Annotated in this window: 12 protein-coding genes; 10 read left to right on the forward strand and 2 right to left on the reverse strand. The window is 75.2% G+C overall.

What is annotated here, in order from left to right:
• Window positions 1–99: 99 nt before the first annotated feature.
• Window positions 100–2316 (reverse strand): DUF4132 domain-containing protein, encoded by a 2217-nt coding sequence (locus tag AB0K34_RS03680; RefSeq protein ID WP_364545099.1) that lies wholly within the window; start codon window positions 2314–2316, stop codon window positions 100–102.
• A gap of 49 nt (window positions 2317–2365) precedes the next feature.
• Window positions 2366–5800 (reverse strand): NACHT domain-containing protein, encoded by a 3435-nt coding sequence (locus tag AB0K34_RS03685; RefSeq protein WP_364545102.1) that lies wholly within the window; start codon window positions 5798–5800, stop codon window positions 2366–2368.
• A 193-nt stretch (window positions 5801–5993) separates the two neighbouring features.
• On the opposite strand from AB0K34_RS03685, the gene AB0K34_RS03690 reads away from it, so the two are divergent.
• The 10 genes from AB0K34_RS03690 to AB0K34_RS03735 form a co-directional block, all read left to right on the forward strand.
• A complete protein-coding gene (locus AB0K34_RS03690; RefSeq protein ID WP_301174401.1) occupies window positions 5994–7418 on the forward strand; it encodes an MFS transporter in 1425 nt (474 codons plus the stop codon).
• A 129-nt stretch (window positions 7419–7547) separates the two neighbouring features.
• Window positions 7548–8519, forward strand: coding sequence for a hypothetical protein (locus AB0K34_RS03695; RefSeq protein ID WP_301174400.1), 972 nt, complete (start codon window positions 7548–7550; stop codon window positions 8517–8519).
• 117 nt (window positions 8520–8636) lie between these two features.
• Window positions 8637–9335 carry a Crp/Fnr family transcriptional regulator gene (locus AB0K34_RS03700; protein ID WP_171069376.1) on the forward strand — a complete coding sequence of 233 codons (699 nt, stop codon included), beginning with the start codon at window positions 8637–8639 and terminating at the stop codon, window positions 9333–9335.
• Window positions 9336–9438: 103 nt separating this feature from the next.
• Complete coding sequence (locus AB0K34_RS03705) at window positions 9439–10776, forward strand: tetratricopeptide repeat protein (protein ID WP_364545105.1); 1338 nt, start codon at window positions 9439–9441, stop codon at window positions 10774–10776.
• Between the two features lie 234 nt (window positions 10777–11010).
• On the forward strand, window positions 11011–13428 hold the full coding sequence (locus tag AB0K34_RS03710; RefSeq protein WP_364545108.1) for a vWA domain-containing protein: 2418 nt from the start codon (window positions 11011–11013) through the stop codon (window positions 13426–13428).
• A 26-nt stretch (window positions 13429–13454) separates the two neighbouring features.
• On the forward strand, window positions 13455–16637 hold the full coding sequence (locus tag AB0K34_RS03715; RefSeq protein WP_364545110.1) for a tubulin-like doman-containing protein: 3183 nt from the start codon (window positions 13455–13457) through the stop codon (window positions 16635–16637).
• The gene (locus tag AB0K34_RS03720) at window positions 16634–18799 is read left to right on the forward strand and encodes a hypothetical protein (protein WP_364545112.1); all 2166 of its coding nucleotides are present in this window, start codon (window positions 16634–16636) and stop codon (window positions 18797–18799) included. The genes AB0K34_RS03715 and AB0K34_RS03720 overlap by 4 nt, the downstream gene beginning before the upstream one ends.
• Entirely contained in the window at window positions 18796–19845 is a 1050-nt protein-coding gene (locus AB0K34_RS03725) for a hypothetical protein (protein WP_364545115.1), read from the forward strand. Before AB0K34_RS03720 ends, AB0K34_RS03725 begins: the two co-directional genes overlap by 4 nt.
• A gap of 3 nt (window positions 19846–19848) precedes the next feature.
• Complete coding sequence (locus AB0K34_RS03730) at window positions 19849–21876, forward strand: hypothetical protein (RefSeq protein WP_364545117.1); 2028 nt, start codon at window positions 19849–19851, stop codon at window positions 21874–21876.
• A gap of 1 nt (window position 21877) precedes the next feature.
• Window positions 21878–23016, forward strand: a 1139-nt coding sequence (locus tag AB0K34_RS03735) for a hypothetical protein (RefSeq protein WP_364545120.1), incomplete at its 3' end; no start/stop codon positions are given.

The raw sequence follows: 23016 nt of genomic DNA on the forward strand, positions 1-23016 counted from the left end.
TGGTCGCATGCTCATGACTGCCCGGAGCGACGCGATCACGGTAAACCATCGTGGGGCGGGGTGGTCATGTGATGTGCGGGATGAGTCGTCGTGGACGCCTCAGGACGCGGCTTCGGTGAGTTCGGCCATCACCTCGGAGGTCGTGATCGGGTCCAGGTCGCCTAGGGGGCGGCCCGTGCGGGTGTCGTTCCAGTAGCCGTCTTCCGGGTGGTCGTCCAGGCGGATCACCTGCATTTGTTGGGGGCCCCTGTCGTCCAGGTTGCCGATGGCCATTCCCGGGTCCAGCTTGACGTTGACGTACAGGCCGCCGGGGGTCTCTCGGTAGATGGACCACTGGAGCCCGGCGTCCATGGCGGCGCCGCGCTGCCAGCCGCGCCTTTCCAGCCCGAGGACGGCCGTGGCCGGGATGGTGAGGCCCTGGAGGCGGTCCAGTCGCCGGGCGGCGCGTTCGGCTTCGGTGAGGGTGTGGACGGCGCGGTCCAGTTGCGGGAACGGCTGGAGGATCTCGTAGTCGGCGAAGAGTTCCGTCCAGGCGGCGAGGGTGTCGCGGAACTCCAGCGGGTGCGGGATGCGGACGGTGGCGTCGTCCGGGAGCCTCATCGCTTCGTCGTCGGCGTTCGCGAGGGTGCCGTCCTCGGCGATGCGGAACGTGGTCGCGGTGCCGCCGTCCTCCGCGAGCCAGACCAGGCGGTAGGCGATGTGGGAGACCAGCGGGTGCCCTGCGAAGAAGCGGCGGAACTCCGGGGCCGTCCAGCGGCGCTGGGCGGTCATCGCCGACTCCAGGCGGCGGATCTGGTCGGCGGCGACCGTGCGGACGTCCTTCTTCAGCGCGGCGAAGCGCTGGTGGGCGGCCGGGGCGAGTTCCTCGTCGTCGTTGGCGCCCGGCTTGGGGAGCGTTTTGCGGCGGGTGCCGTCCTCGTCGGTCACAAATGGCTTGAGGTGCTCGTCGAAGGCGACGAGGAAGCGGCGCGGGCCGTAGTCCAGGACGAGCCCGCCGTTCTCGTCCAGTCCGAAGTCGGGGACCAGGCGGTCGCCCAGTTCGTCGGACGTCAGACCCAGCTTGTCGGCGACCTGCTGCACCTTCTCCTGCGCGCGCGCCTTCAGGGCCTTGAACCTGACCTTCTGCGCGATGCCGTAGAGGTGCATGAGGGCGACTTCGCCGCCGATCGCGGTGAGGACGTCCAGCCCGGCGACCGCCTTGGCGTGGCCGCCCTCGCCGGGCCAGGCCCGGATCAGCGGGGCCAGCCTGCGGGCCGTGTCGTCGTCGCCGAGCCAGCCGAGCTGTGCCAGCGCCCAGCCGTCCTTGGCGGGAGCGCCGTTCTGCTGCCACAGCCGGAAGAGCTCCCAAGAGAACGATGCGATGGACGCAGGGTCGCACGCCTCCTTGACAATCGCGATGCCCGCGTAGACCTGTACGGGTGAGGAGATGGCCAGCATTGTCAGCAGATGGCGGGTGGCGTCGGCGGGGAGCGCGCTGTTCCGGGCCCGGAGCCTGACCTGGGGGAGGTCTTGCACGTTGGCCCAATCGGGGACGGGCGGTATGCGGTCGGGCAGGACGTCCAAGGGGTCTATCGCGAGCATCGCGTGGAGGGCTGCGGCCGCCTTGTCGCCGTGCGCGCGCGCCGCCTCGTCCACGACCTTGTCCGTTCCGTGGGTGTCGGCCAGGAGGCGCAGGGCCTCCTCTGCCTCGCGCTGTGGCTTGCCGGGCTTGCCCACTGCGGCCGGGACGAGCAGCGGCACCGCGTCCAGACCGTGCCGGTCGAACCAGGAGAGCGCGACATCGCGCCCCTTCTTCGGACGGGACAGGCGCTCGGCCATCAACCGGGCCAGCTCCGCGTCCAGGAACGGCAGTGCCCGGTCGCCGAGACCCTTCATGTCCTTCTCGGCGATCCGCAGCGCGACGGGGAGGGCGTCGGCCTCGAACCGCGCCACGGTCGGCCGCAGCCACATCTCGGCCTCCCAGAGCTGCGGCCTCCAGGCGCCGAGCAGCGGCCTGACCTTCTCCTCCGGGCCGTAGGTGAGGACGCCGAGCCCGTAGCCGCCGGCCCGCCCGCGGCGGAACTCGTCGACCAGCGCGTCCCAGTCGTCGGTCGACGGTACGTGGTGCCGGTGGTCGGTCTTGGACCACTCCTCCCGTTCCCCCGGAAGCCAGCGCATCCGGACGCCGTCGGGAGGCGTGAGGCCCTCGACGGGTACCGGGCGGGGCCGCTCGCCCGCGCGCAGCCATGGCGGGTCGGCCAGCGGGCGGGGCAGGGCGGCCGGAGGAGCGTCCGGGATGACCGACCCGTTCTCGCCCGCCTGGAGTTGATCTTCCATGCCCCGACCGTAGGGCACGTCTCCGACGGACGACCGCGAATCCCCCCGCTCAGCCCCGTACCAGGACGAGCTGCTTGCGCACCCGGGGCTCCGGCTCGCCGTAGCCGGAGGCTTGGGGTGTCAAGGCGATCAGCGTGGCCAGGACGCTGCGGAGCACCTCGGCCAGCTCCTCGTCCGGCTCCTCCTCGCCCACGAGGGTGAGCGCGGCCAGGACCGACGTCGCCGCCCACACGAGGTCCTCCTGCCGCGCGGGGCGCTTCGGGTCCCACAGTGGGGCGGACAGGACGGACGCGTTCGCGATCAACGTCTCCAGGGCCCGTTCGCCCCGCCGCTGGGCGAGGAGCTGGGCCCGGCCGAGCGTCACCGCAGGGTCGTCGGAGGGCGGCACCGACGGCAGGTCCTGGGCGGTCAGCAGCTTGCCCAGGTACCGGGTCAGCGACGCCTCCTCCTCCCTCCGGCGGCGGCGACCGGTGCCGTCCTCGAACGCGTGCGCCGTGAAGCAGTGCGTCAGCTGGGCGCAGGCGAGCCCCATGGCGACCACGCCCTGGGTCCCGAGACCGCTGGACGCGCCGAGCTGGGCGAAGGCGAGGTCGCGGGCCACGTAGTCGGTGTGGGGCCGACCGCCGTCGGGGTCGTAGTCGACGGCACGGGCCTGAGCGAGAGCGAGGTCGCGCGCGAGGACCAGGATGGGAACGGGACCGGGAACCGGGGCGTCATCGCGGCGGGCGCGTTCCAGAGCACGGGGGATGTCGCGGGTCGGAACGACGGTGCCGCTGCGGGGAAACCAGGCCCCGGCCTCGTGGGCGAGCCCCAGTGCCCGGTCGAGGGCGCGGTCGAGGGCGCGGTTCAGTTCGTCGACGGGGACATGGTGCGCGGTCTGCGCGAGCGCGGTGGGGATCACGGGGACGGCGCTGGAGCCCGGGGCGCTGGAGGGCAGGCCGCGGTGGCCGGCGTCGTACATCAGCAGGATTTCGAGGGCGGGGAGGAGGGCCTCGATCCTGCCCGGGGTGAAGTCGCGGTCGGCGGCGAAGTAGGCATCGAGGTCGCGGTGGAGGTCGCGCGCATGGTCGAGGGCCCGGCCGATGGCGTTGCGGAACATCATGTCGACGATGCTCGGCGGGGCGGGGCGATCGTCGAGGTCGATGTCGAGACCGAGCGCGCGGGCCTTCTCCGAGGCGCGGTCACGGGTGAGGCCATGGGCGGGCTCGCTGCTGAAGGCGAGATCGAGAGCGAGGTCGATGGCGTGCAGGAGCCGCTGCTCCGTCCCCATGAGACGGCGGTCGCCGGCGTACGCGGCGAGTTGCCAGAAGGTCATCTGGGCGAACGGGGCGAGCACCCTGATGACGAAGTGCGTGTGGTCGAGGATCAGCTCCGGGTAGGCGGCGATCTGCCATCGTGCCGGGCGGTGGGGATGCAGGTCAGGAGCGGCGGTGACGACGCGCGTTCTGCCCTGGCCGCTCGTCCAGTCGCCGTCCGCCGCGTAGAGGCCCGTCCGGTCGGCGGGGTAGAGGTCGCTGCCGAGCGCATGGCTCGCCTCGGACGGCGTCGGGAGGCGGTAGCCGGTGCCGTCACCGAACAGGCCGTTGAGCCAGAAGAGGAAGGGCGGGATGTCGGTGGACCAGAGGTCGGCCCCCGGCTCGGGGACGTTGGAGTCGTTGCCGACGTGCGACGCGTAGCGGGCCCACAGTTCGTTGGGGACGGGGTCTGCGCAGATGCGGGTGCCGGTGTCGTCGAGGGCGTGGGTGTCCTGCAGAGCGCGCGCGGCGGCGACTCCGTCCAGCAGCCGGATCTCGTCGGGGTCGTCGGACGTCGTGTTCAGCAGTTCGTCGAGACGGGCGCGTAGCGCGGGATCGACTTCGCGCGCCTCGTCCAGGCAGGCGTAGGCGAGGCTGAGGGCGGTCACCGTGCGCGCCTCCAGGCACGCTTCTACGACGGGACTGGCGTCGGCGCGGGCGGCCCAGAGCAGCGTGGTCTCGCGCCAGGCAGGATCACTGACGTTCTCCACGAGCAGTTGGCGGCGGGACGCATGCCCGGGAACCAACGCCGCCGCCAGGTACTCCTGCAAGGTCAGGTGTGCGAAACCGTAGTGCCGGTACTGATGCTCCAGTAGCAAGCCGCTGCGTCTGACATAGCGGAGGAACGCCTCGGGAGTGATGTCGGGTGCAGTGCGTTGCAGCACGGTGCGGATCGCGCGTTCGGCCTCCTCGGCGGGGATGTCCCGGAGCTTGCGGCGCATCATGTACCAGGCCAGCTCCTGGACGATCCGCTCCTTCTTGTCGCCGCTCAGTTCCTCCACGTCGCCGGCGCCGAGGTTCTTGGCCTCCTGCCGCCGGTGGAGAAGGACCTGGCAGACCTCCTCGTACAGGGCGGCGCGGCTGCCCGGCAGGCTGCCCCGGTACCGGTGCACGTTGGCGATCATCGTGAGCAGCAGCGGGTTCGCGGCCATGTCGTAGAGCGTCGGACGGCCGCTGATCCGGTGGAACAGGTCGTCGGCGGACCGAGCGGCGACCAGGTCGATACCCCGTGCGTCGCCCTCCCGGGAGCGGTGCTCGATCGCCCGGTACCAGGCGTGCAGGAAGTCCCGGATCTGCCGCGACGTGAACCGCTGCACCTGCAGGACGTCGGCGCGCGACAGCCGGTTGCCGTCGTAGCCGCCGGGCCGGGACGTGACCACGAACGCGTTGTCCGGGTAGCGGCTGTACTGCTCCTCCATCCACTGCACCACGCGGCCGCGGTGCCGCGCGTCGGCGACCTCGTCCAGGCCGTCCAGCAGGACGACGCACTGGCCCCGCTCCAGCCGCTGCTCCAGCCACTCGGCCGAGACGGCGCCGTTCAGCCAGGGCGCCGCCGCCGCGATCTGCGCGAGCCCGCCGGGCTCGTCACCCAGGACGGACGCCGCGTGGTCACGCAGGTAGAGGAGCACGGGCAGCCGCCCGCGGCGCCGCAACCCGAACCGGCGCCGCTCCACCATCTCCAGCGCCGTGTGGCGGGCGAGGGTCGTCTTGCCGGAGCCGGCCGCGCCCAGCACCGCCAGCATCCGGCCCCCGGCGAGGAAGGACGCCAGTGACGCCCGCCGACCGGCCCCCTCAGCCGGGCCCGGGCCGATGCCGGTATCGGTCACCACGTCGGTGACCGTCCTCGGGCGCAGCATGACGTCGACGTAGACCTGCCGGGTCCGCAGCACGAACTCCGCCTGCGTGACCAGGCCGATCGTCTCCATCTGGTCGACCGTCGAGCGCATCCGCCGCAGGTACTCGCGCCGCGATCCCGCCCGCCTCCGGGGTGCGGGCGGTGGGCCGTCCTCCGAAGGCGGCTGCGCGGCCTGCGGCGCCGCCTGCACGAGCCCGCCCAGCACCGTGAAGACGAGGGCCAGATAGCCCCAGCTCCAGCTCAGCTTCCCGTTGTTGAGGATCTGGTTGACCGCCACCCCTGCCGCGACCGATAACGACGCCGCGATCAGGGCGCGGCCCAGGTACTTCAGCATCCGCACGACGGTCAGCCCCCGCGTCCGACGACAAGGCCCGGCAGTACACACCTAATCGCGCCGAGGCCCGCCCCGCCCACCCCCGTCGCCGATCCGATACCTCCCGCCCCTCGGGTCCTAGTCCAATCGGACGTGGTCGCCTGGTCCCCTTGCCCGACGCGGACGAACCGGGTCGGAGGGCAGCATGACCGTCATGACCGCCACCGATCTCACTGCCGATGGAGAGGCGGTGCGGAAGGCCGGGCGAACGCCCGGCTGGGCCGCGCTGCTCGCCGCGTCCATCGGGCAGTTCCTCGTCGTCCTGGACATCTCCGTCGTCAACGTCGCCCTCCCGCACATGCGCGAGGGCCTCGGCCTCGGCTCCACCGGACTCCAGTGGGTCGTCAACGCCTACTCCCTGACCTTCGCCGGGTTCCTGCTCCTCGGCGGGCGCGCCGCCGACCTCTACGGGCGCAAGCGCGTGTTCCTGGCGGGCCTCGGCGTCGTCGTCGCGTCCAGCCTGGTGGGCGGGTTCGCGCAGGACGGCGCCATGCTGATCGGCGCCCGCGCCGCGCAGGGGCTCGGCGCCGCGACCCTCGCCCCCGTCACGCTGTCGCTGATCACCGCGACGTTCCCGGCCGGCCCCGCGCGGACGCGGGCGATCGCCATGTGGACCGCCGTCGGCACCGCGGGCGGCGCGACCGGCGGCCTCGTCGGCGGGCTGCTGACCGACTACCTGAGCTGGCGCTGGGTCCTGCTGATCAACGTCCCGGTCGGGGTGGCCGTCGCGGTGGTCGCCGCCCGCTGGCTGCGCGACGACCGGCCCGCCGCCGGACGGTCCCGGCTCGACCTGCCCGGCGCCGTCCTCGTCACCGCGGGCGTCGGCCTGCTCGCCTTCGGCATCGGGCAGACCGAGGACCACGGCTGGACGTCCCTGATCCCGCTGACCGCCGGACTCGGGCTGCTCGGCCTGTTCGTCGCGGTCGAGGCGCGGGCGCCGCAGCCGCTCGTCCGGCTGGGGATGTTCCGGCGGCGCAGCGTGGCCGTCGGCAACCTCGCCACGCTCGTCATGACGATGGCCGGGTTCGCGCTCTGGTACTTCCTGTCGCTCTACATGCAGAACGTCCTGCACTACAGCGCCGTCAAGACCGGCCTGTCGTTCCTCCCGCACACCGCCGGGATCATCCTCGGCTCGCGGTTCGCGCCCGCCCTCGTGGCCCGCATCGGCGCGCGGCTCCTCGCCGGCATCGGCGGGCTGGCGGCCGCCGCCGGGTTCGCGTGGCAGGCCGCGGTGCTGGACGCCGATGGAACGTTCCTCGGCGCGATCCTCGGCCCCGGCGCGCTGATGGCCCTCGGCTTCGGCCTGCTCATGACGCCGCTGGTGGAGGTCGCGACGAGCGGCGTGGACGAGTCGGAGGCCGGCACCGTGGCGGGCGTCGTCAACACGTCCCGGACGATCGGCGGGGCGATCGGGCTGACCGTCCTCAGCACCGCCGCCGCGAAGGCGGGCCCCGACCTGGTGGACGGCTACTCGGCCGCGTTCCTCGTCGCCGCCCTCGTCACCGTCGCCGGCACGGCCATCGTCCCCTTCCTGCCCCGTCCGCGGCGCGCCCTCAAGGAGGAGCCCGCCGTCCCGTGACCGACCCGACCCGGCCGGGCGCGGCGGCGCCCGGCCGAGCCCGGCCGCGCCAGCCCGCATTGGAACGGGGAGCGCGGCGCCGCGCCGGGAGACGGTGGCGGGAGGCGGCACGGTCACCGGGAGGTCGGGTTGCACGAGGACGAGCGGATCACCTGCGTCGCGTTCCGCATCGGGGGGTGGGACCGGCTGGACACCCCGGCGCGGTTACGGGCGCGCGCGGAGGCCGCCGCGTTCCCGGGCCGGGCCGGGCGCGCCGGGCGGGTCGGGGCGGTGCTGGGGTCGGGGGAGGTGCTGGCGCTCGTCCTGCGCGCCGACCCCGCCGAGGCGGCCCCGGCGCTCGTGGACGGCCTGCGCCGCCGCCGCCCGCCGGGGGACGGGACGAGGATCGGGGTCGCCGGAGGCCCGGCCGGTCCGCGGACGGGCACCGAGGTCGTCGCCGAGGCGGTCCGCCTGCTGCGGCGGCCCGGCGTCCGGGACGCCCCCTTCACCGTGGTGATGGGGGCGCTGCTGCACTGGCGGCTCCGGGACGCGCCGTCCATGCCGACGTTCCAGCGGGTCAGGGGCGAGGCGTGCGGGCCCGACCACTGGGTGTGGCCGGCCGGGGCCGCGCCCGGCGAGCCGCGCGGCCCGGTGTGCCCCAGCCCGGAACCGTGCCGAGGCCCGTGCCCCGGCCCGGAGCCGCTCCTCGCGCTCGCCCGGCGCCAGCGCAGTCTCGGGCAGCGGCGCGCGGCCGTCGAGACGTGCCGGTACCTGCTGCGCCGGTATCCGCTGACGCCCGCCGCCTACCCGCTGATGGACCTGGAGGAGCACGACGACGTCGCGTCCGCCTACCTCGCCGACGGGCTCCGCGTCGTCCGGGCGCGCACGGGGCCCGACCGGGAGCGCCTGGAGCACGAGCTGCTGCTCGCGCTGGCGGACCGCGCCTACCACCGGGGGCGCCGGGACGAGGGCGACCGGCTGGTGAACGCGGCGGCGGAGGTGTTCCCGGCGGGCGGCGCGCCGCTGCGCGTGCTGGCCCGCGAGGCCGCCCGCCGCGGCGACGGGCAGGGGGCGCGGGCGCTGCTCGCCGCCGCGCTCGCCCGGACACGGGAGGCACCGTAGATATGTGTCTCATGACCGGATCGGCCGGTGAAGAGGCTGCCATACTGAATGCCCGTCCGGGCGGCCCGGCTCCGCGGGGCCGGAGCGGCGACACGCACGTGCGCTGAGGAGACGTCGATGACGAGCTCCGGTTGGCATCATCTCTCGTTCCTCGGCCGGCTGACCCCGCCGGCCCGCAACGCGGTCCTGCGGCTCGGCATGCCCCGGACCGTCCAGCGCGACCGGCCCCTGATGCGGCAGGGCGAACCGGGCACGGAGGTGCACCTGCTCCTCGACGGCCGGGTGGCGGTCGCGCGCGGGGTGGAGAACGGCAGCGTGTCGCTGCTCGGCATCAGGCACCGCGGCGACCTGGTCGGCGAGATGGCGGTGCTCGGCGACGGCGTCCGCACCGCGACGGTCACCACGCTCGACCGGTCGATCCTGTCGGTGATCCCGGCGCAGCCGTTCATGGCGTGCCTGCACCGGCACCCGGAGGCGCTGATCGCGCTGAACCTGATGACCGGCGACCGGCTCGCCCAGGCCAACACCTACCGCGCCGACGCGGCCGGGTACGAGGTCGAGGTGCGGCTGGCGCGGGCGCTGCTGTACCAGGCATGGCGCGCGCCCGAGCGCGAGGACGGCCGGCTCGTCGTCCGGCTGCGGCAGAAGCAGCTCGCGATGCTGATCGGCGCGCAGGAGGGCACGGTGCAGAAGGCCCTCAAGGGGCCCGCGCTGCGCGACCTCGTGGTCTGCGCGCGGGGCCGGGTGGTGCTGCTGGACGTGCACGAGCTGGCCCGGCTCGCCGAGATGAAGGCGCCGTCCGAGTTGTGCGAGTGATGCGCCGCCGCGGCATCTGAGGCGATCTCGCCTTTCCCGCACTGGTGCGGGTTCCTCCGTCCGCCGGGCCGCGACACTGCGGTCACGGACGGAAGGGGGACGCATGGGGGCACGGTCGCGGCGTTCGCTGTGCGCGGCGCTCGACATCAAGGGGTGGAGCGGCCGGCTCGTACCCGAGCAGATCCGGGCCCAGCAGGCGCTGGTGACGGTGGCGATGGCGGCGTGCCGGGAGGCGGGGCTGCCGGAGCAGATCGTGCAGAGCAGCGGGGACGGCGTGCTGATCCTGCCGCCGAGCGACATCGACGAGACCGCCGCCATCCCGGCGCTGGTGGCGGAGCTGGAGGTCGCGCTGCGGCAGGAGAACCGGCTGCTGGCCGAGGACGCGCGGATCCGGCTGCGGCTCGCGCTGACCAGCGGGCTGGTGACGCCGGGCCCGGCCGGGTTCAACGGCGCGGCGGTGATCGACTGCTTCCGGCTGCTGGACAGCCCGCCGGTGAAGGAGGCGCTGGACGACCACCCGGCCGCGCAGCTCGCGGTGATCGTGTCGGACCACCTGTTCCAGGACGTGATCCGCAACGGGTTCCGGTCGCTGCGCGCCGAGGACTTCTGGCGGGTGCGCAGCTCGCTGCCCGGCAAGGGCTTCGCGATGGACGCCTGGCTGTACGTCTCGGACCGCTCCGGCGGCCCGGACCGGGCGCCGTCCGGCACCGCGGGGGCGCCGGACAGCGCCGCCGAGGCGGCGGCCGCACCGCCGGAGGGGGTCGCGCGGGCGTGGGCCGCGCTGGAGCGGGGCCTGCCGCAGGAGGCGGTGCGGCTGCTGGCCGGCGTGGCGACCGACGACCGCGAGGGCTGGGCCGCGCTGCTGGACGTCCGGGCGGAGGCGCTGATGCGGCTCGGCGAGTTCGAGCGCGCGCGCATCGACCTGGAGGAGCTGCTCGGCGTCCGGGACGACCCGGTCTCGCCGCCCAGCCCGTCGGCGCTGCTGCGGCTCGGCCGGTGCCACGTCGCGCTCGGGGCGGTGCAGGAGGCGCGGCAGACGCTGCTCTTCCTGCTGGAGCACGTCCCGTCGTCGGCGGAGGCGCACCTGGATCTCGGGCAGCTGGAGCGGCGGGCCCGGCGGTTCGCGACGGCGCAGAGCCATCTGCTGGAGGGGCTGCGGCTGATCCGCGAGCAGGCGAGGAAGGCCGAGACGGGGGCGCAGGAGCGGCTGCTGGACGCGTTCCTGCGCGAGCTCTCGGCCCTTCCCGTCATCGACGACGCCGCGCTGGACGACGCCGCCCTGGACGGCGCGTCCCAGGGCGGCGCGTCCCAGGACGGCGTGTCCCAGGGCGGCGTGTCCCAGGGCGGCACGGTCCTCGACGGCACGGCGTTGGACGGTGACCCGCCGAGAATGGCGTCCGAATCCGGCCAGTGGCGCGGTCATTCTGATAACCGATTCTAATTCGGTGTCCGATTTAGACCGATAAGCCAATCATTCAAGCGGGGCAATCTCCCTCGCAAACGGAAAAATTAGGACAATAGGCAACTTTTGATCTTCCTTCATCTGGAAGATCGTTAATCCGTAACAGTCGGATAACTAGCGTCGAGTCGCGAGATGCGGCCCGGCCATCATCGGGAAAGTTCGGGGCGTACGGGGGACGATCCACCATTGCAGGGGCTCTGGAGAATGATGCGAATGACGGGGCGTGCCTACGCGTGCCCGGTGCGAATCACCATGGCGGCGGTGGTCACCGCCGTCCAGTTGGGGCCGCTGGCCGTGCCCGCCGCCGCGGTGGGCACGGCCGGGCCGGCCGCCGCCCCCGAGCCGACCCTGATGGACGTGTCCATCCTGGTGGACGAGTCGGGGAGCCTGTCCGACGCCGACGTCCGCGAGGAGATCGAGGCCGCCACCTCGATCGCGCTCAGCGGGCTGAACCCCCGCAGCCGCGTGTCGGTCTACGGGTTCGGCAGCCAGAACGAACCGGGACAGAACGCGATCACCGAGGCGTGCCCGCCGACCGTTCTGGACAGTTCCGTGAAGAAGGACGCGCTCGGCGCGTGCATTCGCAAGATCCATCGGCGCGCCGACGGTGAGGGAAACGACACCGATCATGCCGCCGCGCTGGCCAAAGGGCTCAGTGCGCTGAACGGAGGCGGCCCGGAGGGGGCGCTGAAGGTCGTCTTCCTGCTCACCGACGGCCGCCTCGACGTGCACCGCAGCCCCCATTACGGACGCATCGAAAACGACCGCAACAGGGAGGCGCAAAAGCAGGTCGAAACCCAGCTGGCGCTCGCCGCCGCCGGGCGGGTCCAGGTATGGCCGCTCGGCTTCGGCGACGGCATCGACCGCGCGGCGCTCGACCGGTTCGCCGCCGGCGGGTACCAGGGCGCGTGCGACGGGCGGACCGCGTCCCGGCCGAAGGCCCGCGTCGTCCGCGACTCCGGGGACGTGGTGCGCTCGCTCACCGACGCGTTCGCCGCGGCGGGCTGCGCCGGGGTCAGCCGCAGCGACGAGACGACCCTCGGCCCCGGCCAGACCCGGGAACTGAAGATCGACATCCCCATCATCGCGACGGACGGCAACATCACCGTCGCCAAGGGGGACCCGCGCGTCCGGGTGGACTACGTCCAGCCGGGCGGCGCCGCCGTCGTGCCCAACGGCAGGTCCGGGCAGTCGGAGTTCAAGCGGGCCGGGGAGAACGCGGGCGTCGAGACGCTGCACATCGTCAACCCGCGCAACGGCACCTGGACGATCCGCCTCACCGCGCCCGACAGGCTCGCGAAGCAGCTGGTCAGCGCCACCGCCATCTGGCAGGGCGCGGTCAGCGCCTCGCTCGTGGTCGAGCCGCCCAGCGCGCGGACCGGGCAGCCGCTCACCGTGCGGCTCTCGCTCGTCACCCGGCAGGGCGCGGTCACCGACGCCAAGGCGCTCAGCGGGCTGAACTTCACCGTGCAGGCCACCGGGCCGTCGCTCGGCGCGCCGCAGAGCATCGTCATCCGCGACGACGGCAAGGCCCCCGACGACCGGGCCGGCGACGGCCGGTACGCGGGCACGCTCACCGCGCCGAGCCAGCCCGGCGACCTCACCTTCACCGGGGTGGTCAGCGGGTACGGCGTCCACGCCGACAGGCTGCCGGTGACCGTGGCGGTCAGCGCGCAGGCCCCCGTGCTGCAGGGCCGCGTCGAGTTCTCGTCCGACCCGGTCGTGCACCCCGGCGCCGAGGTGCGCGGCAAGGTCACGATGGAGAACGCGGGCGCCCCGGTCCGCGGCCGGATCATCATGGACGGGGCCGGGCAGGCCGGCGGCGCGACGCTCGGCGGCGGTACCGACCTGGCGATCGGGACCGGCACCAGCACCCGCCCGTTCACCGTCCGGTTCCCGGAGGACGCGGCGCTCGGCGGCACCTCGATGACCGTCAAGGTCGTCGACGCGGCCGACCTGTCGAAGGTGTACGCGAACGGGCAGCTCACCGTCACCGTCGAGGACCCGCCCGGCTGGCTGGAGCGCCACCGGTACGCGATCGCGGGCGCGGTGCTGCTCCTCCTCGCCCTGGCGCTGCTGCTCCACCTGCGCCGCCGCGCCTGGAAGGCCGGGGTGGACGTCCGGTGGCTGCGCGCGTCGCTCCGGCAGGACGGCGAGGAGCTGGCCCGCCTCAAGGCCCCGTCGAAGTGGGCGCAGGAGTTCCGCTTCGTCGTGCACGACGGCACGGCGGGCGAGCCGGGCCTCGACTACCCCAGGGCGGGCGACCGGCCCGTCCGGGCCCGCCGCGGCGCGCCCGGCAAGGTCGTCGTCCAGCTGCCGGACGGCCCGCGCTACGAGATCGCCGTCGGCGGCGACGGGGAGCCGCTGGAGGAGACCGGCCTGACGCTCGCCTTCAGCGACGACCGGCCGCGCCGCGCACGGCCCGGCCGCGGCGCCGCGCGCCGCACCGGCACCCGGCGGGACGCCCCCGGCCGCACCGCCGCCGACCGTATCGCGTCCGACCGAACCGCGTCCGACCGCACCGCGTCCGACCACACCGTCCCGGACCGGGGCGGCGACACCTCCGGCGAGGCACGGACCGAGCCCGCCACGACCGCGAAACCGGCCTACGAGGACGACCCCTGGCTCTAGCCCGCCGATGACAAGGAAGCCCCCCCATGAAGCTCTACCAGTCAGTTCTTTTCGTGGGACTCGGCGGAACCGGCTGCCTGATCGGGGCGGAGCTGGAGCGCCGGCTCCGCGAGGAGTTCTGCGGCCCCGACGGCACCGCGTTCCAGCGGGTCCGCGAGGACGCGCTGCCCTACCAGCTGCCCGACTGCACCCAGTTCGTGTACGCCGACGTCAACCAGGCCGACCTCGACCGGCTGCCGGCCAGCGTCGTGCCCGGCCCGCAGCACGTCCCGGCGGTGCAGCGCACCGCGCACTACGTCCGGGGCCTCGTGCCGCGGGTCGACACGTACCCGGAGGTGGCTCGCAACCTGCGGCTGACCGCCGAGCGCGAGGTCGCCGCGTGGCTGCCGCCCGACGTCGGGGAGCCGCGGGTGACGCCGCTGCAGCGCGGCGCCGGCCAGCTGCCGACGATCGGCCGGGCCGCGCTGTTCGAGACGTTCCGCAGCGGCATCGCGCACGCCACCGCCGACCTGAACAACGCCGTCGGCCGGCTGTCCGGGCCGCAGGCCGCCACCGACCTCTACAAGATCGGCGGCAGGTCGAGCAACAAGAACGCGGTGGACGTGTTCGTCGCGTTCTCCGTGGCGGGCGGCACCGGCGCCGGCATCTTCTACGACTACCTGCACCTGATCGGCGAGCTGTTCGAGCGCACCGACCTGCGGCCCAAGATCTACCCGCTGGTGCTGATGCCGTCGGCGTTCGTGGACGGCCTCGGCGGCGGCCGCCCCGCGCAGCTCAACGCGGGCCGGGCGCTGCTCGACCTGTTCCGGCTCGTCGACCGGCAGAACGGCGGCGGCGCCCGGCGCGACCTGCGCGGGCACACCTCGCACGCGCCCGTCGACCCCGACGAGGTCGCCGTCCACTACCCGGTGGACGGCCGGATCGCGCTGCGGCCCGGCACCGCGCAGACCGGGTTCCTGTTCTGCCGCCCGGTGGGCGCCGAGCCGGGCGACCTGCGCCGGTCGGTGGTCTCGCTGATGCTGTCGCTGATCGGCACCGAGCTGGACCAGCGCGCCAGCAAGGACGGGGAGCAGCACCAGTCCTTCGCCGACAGCTTCATCAACGCCAGCGTCGACCGGCAGATCCCCGCCGAGAACGGCATCGGCGGGCGCGGGGTGTCGACCGCGCTGGTCGCGTCGCTGACCGTCCCGGTGGACGAGCTCGCCGACCTCGTCGCCGGGCGGCTGCTGCGCGCCGGGGTGGACGACCTGCGCGGCGCCCCGTCCGGCCAGGAGTCCAACCGGTCGCTGATCCAGGAGTTCCTCGCGGTCGCGAACATCTCCGAGATCTTCACCCGGCCCGCGCAGGACCACGCCGAGCCGGAGCCCGTCACCGGCGCGAAGGAGGTCACCGCGGCGCTGAACGACCGGGCGGAGGCGATGCGGGCGGCGCTGGCCCGGCTGCGGACCCGGCTCGACCGGGAGATCCCGGACCGGGTCAGCGGCTTCGACCCGCGCGACGCCGTCCCGCGGATGCTGGCCGCGACCGACCCGTTCCGGCTGACCCGGGCGCTGTTCGGCAACCCGGACGCCGCCGACGAGGTGGAGCGCGGCGGCGCCGTCGGGCTGCTGCAGCGCCGCCGGGTGGAGCCGCCCGCGCCGGAGGGCCTCGGCCCGAACCCGCCGCCGCTGCCGACGCTGCGGGACCGCTCGCTCGGCATGGTGAAGGTCAAGTGGACCGACCCGGACCCGGTCGAGGCGCGCGAGGACCAGGACCGCTGGTACCGCTGGCGCACCCACGTGCAGTGGACGGAGCCCTGGTCGCAGCTCGCGCCGCGCTGGCGCAAGCCGCTCGACCAGGTCGAGGCGGTGCTGCGCGGCCTGACCCGCGCGCTCGGCGAGCAGGCCGCGCAGGACCGCGACCGGTTCCGGGACCGGGCCGCGGACCTGTCGAAGTCCCGCGTCGGGGTGTCGTACCTGCTGCCGCCCGGCGGCGAGCTGGAGCAGTTCTACACGCGGGTCGTCCGGCGGATGACCGACGACCTGGTCGGCAAGGGGCAGCTGCGGCCGAGCGCGTCCGGGGCGGAGCTGCTCGCCCTGCTGATCGGCGGGGACGGCTGGCGGGAGGCGTACCGGACGGCGTGGGACAGCAACCCCGAGGCGGCCGTCGCGCAGCTGCGCGAGCGGGTGAAGGCCGAGGTGAAGACCTACTTCCGGATGGCCGGGCAGGGCCGCGCCCCGCTGCTGCCGACGCTGCACGACCTGCTCGCGCAGGCCGCCGGGCAGGCGCCCGGGGAGCTGAGCGAGGCGGAGCTGGAGGAGTTCCGCGGCAAGCTCGCCGGGCTGGTGCCGGCGAACTTCAGCCCGCAGGGCACCGGCCGGCTGAAGGTGCTGGTGTCCTACCCGGCCGGGGCCGACGACCCGGCGATCGAGGCGTACCTGCGGGAGGCGGTGAACCTGCCCGCCGGACCCGACCTCGTCTACGACTTCACCCACACCACGGCCGAGTCGATCACCGTGGTGCTGTTCCGGTCGTCGATGGGCATCACCGACGTCCGCGAGGTCCGGGACGTCCTGCGGACCTGGGCCGACGCCATGGACCGGCCGCAGCGGCAGGACTACCTGAAGTGGCGGCAGCGGCTCGGCTACGACTTCGGCTACCTCGCCACCCACGAGGAGCACCGGGTGCAGATCCTGCACCGGCTGCTGTGCGCCATGTGGAACGACAAGGTGACCGTGGACGGCGACCCGGCGTCCCCGATCAGCGTGTCGGTGCGGCTGTCCGGCGGGGTGTCGATGACGCTGGAGCTGAAGCCGCTGGAGCACGCCTCGTCGTGGGGCAGCCTGCTCCAGGCGTACGAGCTGTGGACGTTCGCCGACAACGCCGGCATCCGCCGCGACTTCTGCGCGCAGCTGATGCGGGAGGCGCCCTACGGGGTCGGCAGCATGCCGAAGCCGCCGGGCGAGCTGTACCTGGTGCTGCGCGATATGGCGGACGCGCAGGTCCGCCGGATCGACGGCATGATTGGCGAGCTGCACTCCTCCAGCCGGGCCCGCGCGCTGCAGCTGCGCGACTTCTGGGTGCGCACCTACCCGGCCGCGCTCGACACCGAGTTCACCGAGGTGTCGGCCGTCCGGGCGAACCTGCGGGCGCTGGAGAGACCCGCCCTGCGCGACCCCGACGGGCCCGCCGGAGGGCCGGAGCCGACCAGGCCGGAGTGGGAGCGATGAGCGCCGGCGCCGCCCGCGTCGCCCACCTCGACCTGCGGGACCGCGACGCCGCCGAGGCCGCGGACCTGGTGGCGGAGCTGCTGCACACCTCGCAGGACCTGGAGCTCCTGCTGGTCGTGGACACCGCGGCGGCGGTCGTCCGGCACCGGGCGGCCTTCGAGGCGCTGGACGCCTCCCGGCAGGTGTCGCGGCTGCTGTGCCTGGTCGCGGGGCGCCCGCCCGCCGCGCCCGCCGCCCCCGGCGCCGACCCGGCGGTGCTGCGGCTGCCAAGTAACATCCAGCGCCGCGCGCTGTGGGTGATCGAGGAGACCGGGGTCGACTGGCCGCTGCGGGCCGCCGCCCGCGCCCGCCGCCGCGACGGCCGGGACGGCGACGGGCTCGCCCGGCTGGCCGAGCTGCTGCGGCTGCCCGCCCTGTTCGAGCGCACCCACCGGGTGCTCGGCGAGGTGCCGTTCGGCGCGGCCGTGCCCGGCCTGCACCTGGCCGGGCACGGCGGCACCGGGCATGAGGACTTCCTGCTCGCGCTGCGCGCGGCGATCCGCCGCGCGCTGGACCCGGCGTCCCCGGCGCCACCCGAGCGCGCGGACGAGCAGACGCGGAGCAGGGTGCCGGTGCGGTTCACCGCAGGCAGCGCCCTGCGGCGCGCGTTCGACGAGGCCGACGGCGCCCTGGCCGAGGCGCGGGAGGCCGCGGTCGAGCTGCCCGGCGCCGGCGCGCTGCTGCGGGAGCTGCCCGCCGACGCGGCGGTCCGGGACGCCGGGGACCGGCTCGGCGCGCTGCGGGACCGGCTCGCCGACCTGTTCGGCGCCGTCCCGGACGGCGACCGGCTCACCGACGACCGGCGGGCCGCGGTCGCCGCCCGCGGCGTCGAACCGCCGCCGCCGGAGCCGTTCGAGCCCCGGCCCTACCGGGACGGGCTGCACGCCTGGCTCGCCGACGGCCTGCACCGGGGCGCGTCGCTGCCGCGGCTCGACCAGGACCTGCGCGCCTCGGCGGCGGCGCTGGACGGGCGCGGCGGCCATGCCCGGCGGCTGCGCACCGCGTGCCCCGGCGACCTGCTCGACGGGCTGCGCGCCCCGGCGCCGATGGCGCCGCCGCAGCCGTGGCTGCCGGCGGCCGGCGCGGTCGCCGCCGCGCTCGCCGGGCTGTCGCCGCTCGGCGTCGCGGGCGGCCTGGTGATGGCGCTGCTGTGGACGGCGCTGGTCGCGCTGACGGTGCTGCGCGGCCCCGGCGGGCGGCTCGCCGACCACTCCCGCGCGCTCGGGCTGAACGCGTTCGGCGCCCTCGCCGGGGCGATCGGCGGCGGCGTGGCGGGCGACACCGGGCTGCCGCCCGCCGCGTGGGCGGCGGCGGTGGCCGTCGCCGTCGCGGGCGCTCTCGCCGTCATCGCGCAGTCGTGGCGGTCCCGGGCGATCCGCTGGGGCGACGAGACGGGCCTCGACCGCGCCGAGGCGGCGCTGCAGGACATGCGGCACCTGCTCGGCGGCGCGGTCACCGACTGGGCCCGGCTGAACCGGCGGCTGGACGTCGTCGACGAACTGAACGCGCTGCGGCAGGCGCTCGCCGGCGTCCGCGAGGAACTGGTGGAGCGCGCCGCGAAGCTGGACGCCGACGACCACGGCCGCCCGGCCCGGTCCCCGCTGCGCTACCCGGAGGCCGTCCAGTGCTGGCTCGGCGACCTGGTCGCCGAGGCGGTGCGCGGCGCGCCGCACGGGGAGCGCGGCGAGCAGGCCGGCCCGCACGTGCGCGAGGCCGCGCGGCGGCTCCTCGACGGCTGGGAGCACGCCGTCGAGCGGGGCCACGCCCCGGAGGCGGCGCCGTTCGTCACCGACGCCCGCCCGGTGCCGCTCATCGACGCCGAGGACCTCGCGTTCGCCGCCGAGCAGGCCGGCCACGACCCGGCGGGGGAGATGTGGCAGCTGTGCGCGCCGGAGGACCTGGCGCTGCTGGACACCGCGCCGGAGCCGCGCGCGGTCCGGTTCGCGCCGCGGTCGGCGGGCGGCGCCGGGGCGCTGCCGGCCGGGACCGTGGCCGTCCCGTCGGCGGCGCACTGCGGCGTGCTCCGGCTCGTCCCGCTGCACGCGGGGGTCGTGGAGTGGACGTGGTCCGAGGAGGACGACGGCGGATCGGTCGAGGCGGGCCGGGACGGGAGGACGGCGTGAACGTCAGGCTGCGCTACCGGGACGTGCACGGCGGGGACGTCGAGGCGAAGGCCGTCGAGGTGCGCGGGTCGGAGCCGCCGCTGCGCCCGCCGCTGGAGGCCGTCCGGCTCCAGCTGGAACTGGACGACCGGACCCGCACGGTCCGCTGCGTCCGGCCCGTCGACCGCGGGCCCGGCGGGCGCGCCGCCGGGTACCGGCTGCTGGACGGCGAGATCCTCGCCGGGCTGCGGCTCGCCCGGCTCTGCGACGGTGCCCCGTACCCGAACGCGGTGACGAGGCTGATCGGCTACGACGCCGACGCGGCCGAGCCGTTCGCGCTGCTGGAGCCGCTGCGCGGCGTCGAGGTCGCGGTGTACGCGGGCACGCTGCCGACCGACCAGCGGCGCCGCTTCCAGGTGGGGCTGCTGCGCGCGGTGCGGCTGCTGAACGCGGCCGGCATCGCGCACCGCGCGATCGGCCCGGACACCGTCCGCTGGGACGGCGACGAGGTGCAGCTCACCGACTTCTCGCACGCCGCGCCGATCGGGGCGCCGCGCACCGTCGCGGGCACGCCGCCGTGGCAGGCGCCCGAGCAGCGGCCGCGGGTCGCGGACGGCTGGGAGCGCGGCACGGTCGGTCCGAACGACGACGTGTGGGCGGCCGGGCGGCTCATCTTCCACGTGCTGACCGGCGAGGACCTCGACGACCGGGACAAGCTCGCCGACCGGCCGGAGCTGGCCGAGCTGCTGGCCGGGGTGTTCGGCGACCCGGACCGGCGGCCGTCCGCGCAGGCGCTGCTGCACCGGCTCGGCGAGGCGGACCCGCCGCCGCGCCCGCTGCCCCCCGACCCGGCGTTCCTGCGGGGGCGGGAGCAGTTCTTCGCGCAGCGGCAGCGCAAGCATCCGCATACGGCGCCCGCGCCGGAACCGGCGCCCGAACCCCGGGCCCCGGCCCCGGCCCGTCCCGAGGCGCAGGCGCCCCTGCGGGGGTCGGCGGGTTCGTGGGTGCTGTGGGCGGGGATCGCGGCGCTGGTCGTCGTCGCCGGCTACCTGATGCTGGGGCGGTGACCGATGGCCACGTCGCTGCTGCACCAGACGCTGTTCCGCTGGGGCCGTAACAGCCGGTTCGGCACGAGCGCCGAACCGGGCCTGCTCCCGGTCGCCAGTTCCCTGGACGCCTCGCCCGCCGGCGAGCTGCGCCGCCTGCACGCCCGCGTCGGGCCGTGGCTGCGGTGCGGTGAGGGCGGCAGGCCGGAGTCCGGCCTCTGCTACGCCGTGCTCGGCGACGAGGCGGTGCTGATCAGGCGCAGCCAGCCCGGTCCCGTCCGCAGCGCCACCGCGCACCTGCTGTCCGGCGCGGCCGGGGTGCTCACCCCGCGGCTCGCGCTCGAACTGCGGGACTGGACGTGGGCGGCCGCCGACCTGCCCGGCCGGGCGCCGATGGTCAACCCGAACGCGCTGATGGCGCACCGGTCGGGCCTCACCGACGAGGCGCGGGCCCGCGCCCTGGAGCGGCCGCTCGCCGTCCTGCTGTCGCATGTCCTGGACGGCCCCCGCACGGTCGAGGCGGCCGTCGGTCCCGACACCATGCCGCTGCTGTGGGCGGTCGCCGACATCTGCACGGTGCTCGGCTCCGGGCTGGGCGACTGGCCCGAATGGGCGCCGGGGTTCGAGACGTTCGCGGCGCGGGACCCCCGCGCCGACCCGCCGCCGGGCCTGTTCCTGCGGTTCCGGCGGGACGGGACCGACCCGCCGCCCTGCCGCGGCACGCTGCCGGCGGCGCTCGCGCTCGCCCGCCGGTACACGCGGGGCGGGACGGACGCCCTGCGCGAGCTGCGCGCCACCAGCGGCCTGACCGAGCTGGACACGATGAGCGGGCGCGTCACCCACCTGCTGGACACGGCGGAGGAACTCGTGGCCGAGCCGATGGAGATCCGTCCCGTGCCCGCACCCGCGCCCGCGGCGCCGGGCGCCCCGCGGCCCGAGCCGCCCCAGCCCGAGCGGCGCACGGCGGCCCCGCCCAACGCCGAGCAGTCCAAGCCCCGGCAGCCCAAAGCCGAGCAGCCCAAGGCCGCACGGTCCACGGCGCGCGGGCGCGAGCAGGTCTCCTGCCCGATCTGCCTTGGCCGGCTCGACTGGGGGGAGCTGCCCCTCTACACCTTCGACCAGAACCTCGCCCAGTACGTGGAGCTGGCCGTCCCGCGCGGCACCAACGCCGAGCAGCGGGCGCGGCTGGTGCGCACGGCGGCGGTGCGCTGCCCCAACCCCGGCGGCACGACCGGCGTGCACTACCTGCCCGCCGGCTACGGGCAGTACGGGTCCCCGGCCGTCTACGGCTTCATCGGCGGCACCACGTCGGGCAAGACGCACCTGGCCGCCGCGATGGTCGCGGAGATCGAGCGCGGCGCGCTCGGCGCCTACGGCCTCACCGCCCAGCCCGTCGACCTCGACCGGCACCAGGCGTTCCTGCGCGACATGGTGCATCCGCTGTTCAGCGAGTCGGCCTGGCTGGCGCCGACCCGCGAGGGCGAGGTCGCGTTCGCCGACGCGTTCGTGCTGTCGGGCGCCGGCCGGCCGCGCGCGATGGCGCTGTTCGACGTCGCGGGCGGCGAGCTGAGCAACGTCGGCGACGCCAAGCGGTTCCTCGACATCGCCGACGGGCTGATCTTCGTGGCGGACCCGAAGCGCTTCACCCCGGGCAGCCTCGGCGACCCGGCGTTCAACACGGTTCTGAGCCTGCTGCGGTCCACCGGGCGGCTGTCGAAGGTGAGCGCCGCGATCGTGCTGAACAAGGCCGACCTGTACAAGTTCGACGACCCGGTGGCGCACTGGCTGAGCCGCGACGCCCCGGCCCTGGACGCCGCCGAGGTGCTGGAGGAGAGCGCCGACGTGTTCGGCTACCTGCACCAGCGGGACGCCGGGGCGTGGACGCGGCCCTACCAGGAGTGCGAGCGGGCCACCCTGCACGTCGTCTCGGCGACGGGGACGGACGCGATCGAGCGCGGCGTCCGGCCGCTGCGCGTGCTGCGCCCGCTCGTGGCGCTGATGGCGATGACCGGGCTGCTGGCCTCCGCCGAGGCCCAGGACGTGGGGATCTGAGATGACCGAGACGCCCATCCACCAGATCGAGTTCCGCTGGGACCCCGACTACGACCTCACCGGCATCGCCTGGTCGTTCGAGTCGCGGACCCAGTTCGAGAGCTGGAACAACCGGTTGAAGAAGCACGCGGGCGTGTCGGCGCGGGGCCGGACGGCGGCGGCGGAGGCGCCGTCCAGCGCCGTCTACCTCACCTACCCGGACGGGATGGCGGCGCTCATCCTGCGCAGTGTCGACCCACGGGCGATGAGTCCGGGCAACGCGGCGTCCAGTGCGGCCAGAGGAGCGGGCGCCGACCGCCTGCACCTGGTGGCGCGCGCGCTCATCGGCCTCGGCAGCACGCTGACCGCCGAGATCGCGATGCTCGTCGCGGCCTCCGATCCGCGCGGCATCTTCAGCCGCCTGCCGGGGCAGGTCGGCCGCGGGACCCCGCTCCAGCCGATGAGCTTCACCCACCTGGTCGGCAACGCCGTCGCGACCGAGGACCTCGAACGGCGGGCCCGGCGGGCGCCGGGGCTCGACTCGCTCATCGCGGCCGTCCTGGAGAACCCGGCCCGCCCGGTGACGATGATCCTGCCCCCGGACGAGATCCGCAGCCCGGTCGCGGCCAGCCGCGCGCTGGCGCTGCTGTGGGCGTCGCGCCGCATCCTGAAGCCGCTGCTCACCGACGCGGACGGGCGGCCCCTCGACGGCTGGCGCGCCGCGTTCTCCACCTGCGAGGCGCCGCTCACCGGCGGCGACGGGCGGACCGAGCCGGCCGTGGCGTTCCGCGAACGCGGCCTGGAGGGGCCGCCGCTGCACGAGGGGCCGCGCGAGGTCCGGCCCGGCGACGCCGCAGCGCGGCAGGGCGACCTGTCCGCCGCCGCCGGGCTGCTCGCGGACGCCTACGCCGCGTTCGGCGACGACGCCGCGCGGCTCGTCCGCCCCGTCGTGCGGGACTGCGCGACGCTGCAGGACAAGATCGTCGCCGTCGCGTGCAGCGAGGAGATCACCCAGGCCATCGACCCGGGCCGCGTCCCCGTCGCGCGGGAGCCCGCCCGGGGCCTCGGGCACGCGGTGCGGCGGCCGCCCGCGCCGGAGCCGGTCCGCTGCACTGGAGAGCATCACCAACCGCGCCAGCGTGGAGATCGCCTGGCGCAGCT

Origin of the sequence: Actinomadura sp. NPDC049382 (assembly GCF_040677125.1) — a bacterium.
GTDB lineage: Bacteria > Actinomycetota > Actinomycetes > Streptosporangiales > Streptosporangiaceae > Spirillospora > Spirillospora geliboluensis.